Origin of the sequence: Dyadobacter sp. (assembly GCF_051859145.1) — a bacterium.
Taxonomy (GTDB): domain Bacteria; phylum Bacteroidota; class Bacteroidia; order Cytophagales; family Spirosomataceae; genus Dyadobacter.
Map to the genome: position 1 here is coordinate 1 of NZ_JBHYGF010000555.1, position 1,178 is coordinate 1,178.

A 1,178-nucleotide genomic window follows, 5' to 3' on the forward strand; every position below is an offset into this window, starting at 1 on the left:
TCGGCGTACATGTTCTTAATCTGCCAGAAGGTGAAGTTCGGCTCTTGATTTATAAAAACGGCTTAGAGAAATGAGCGACACTCATATCGGGAAAGCGCCTCCGGCCTGGATTGTGCTGCCTTTCTACGCCACAGGTGCCGTGTTTTTTCTGGTGCTGACTATACTGTTATTTCTGTCAGCAGAGGATTTGACCCGGCATTATTTTAGCCCGCATCTGCTGGCTGTTGTCCATACGGCTGCATTGGGCTGGGGCACGATGGTCATCTTCGGTGCTGCGTACGAGCTTCTGCCTGTTTTATGCGAGCGCGATCTGTACAGCAGACGCCTTGCTATCCTTTCGTACATTCTGCTTGCTGCTGGTATCGCACATCTGATTCCGGCTTTCTGGTGGTTCAAGGCAGGAGGGATTATGATGACCGGCGGCTCCCTGGTCTTAATGGCAACCTTCTGCTATGCATTAAACGTACTGTTTACTGCACAAAGCACTAACAATCATTTGATTCATCAAAGGTTTTTGATCAGCTCGGCGCTCTGGCTGCTGGTAACAGTTACATTAGGGCTTTGCCTTGCTATCAACCTAAGGTATCCTTTCATGAGCCGAAATCACCTGGATATCATGAAACTTCATGCACATGCCGGACTTGCGGGATGGTTTTTACAGCTGATCACAGGTGTCAGCATTAAGCTTGTGCCGATGTTTTTAGTTTCCAAATCCGGGAAAACCAAATGGGTGCAGGCTGCATGGATATTACAGAATACAGGTTTGATCCTGTTTCTTTTTGATAACCACCTCAACAGCAATGCAGGCCGGGATATGCTTTACGCTTTTGTCTGCGGCCTGGGCATTATCGCCTGGCTTTACTTCCTGTATGATGTGTTTAAAAACAGGCTCCGAAAACGAATAGATTTACCAATGAAACACACGCTGGTATCCTTCATTTTTCTGATTGCCGCACTTATGACCATTCCAGTTGCGCATCACAGTATCAGCGCCAAATGGACCTTAATGTACGGATTGTTATTGCTATTAGGCTGGATTACTTCCATCATTCTTGGACAAACCTTTAAAACGCTGCCCTTTATTGTCTGGAATGAGCATTACAAAAAACTAACAGGCAGGAGCTCAGTACCGCTTCCTAGTGATCTTTATAATTTACGGATACTCAAATGCCAGTTTT

1 protein-coding gene is annotated in these 1,178 nt (G+C 46.0%); it reads left to right on the top strand.

All coding sequences use genetic code 11. The features are described from left to right. Positions 1-70 precede the first annotated feature (70 nt). Positions 71-1,178: hypothetical protein (locus ACTIE6_RS23840; protein ID WP_439559007.1), on the top strand; the 1,108-nt coding region annotated here is incomplete at its 3' end.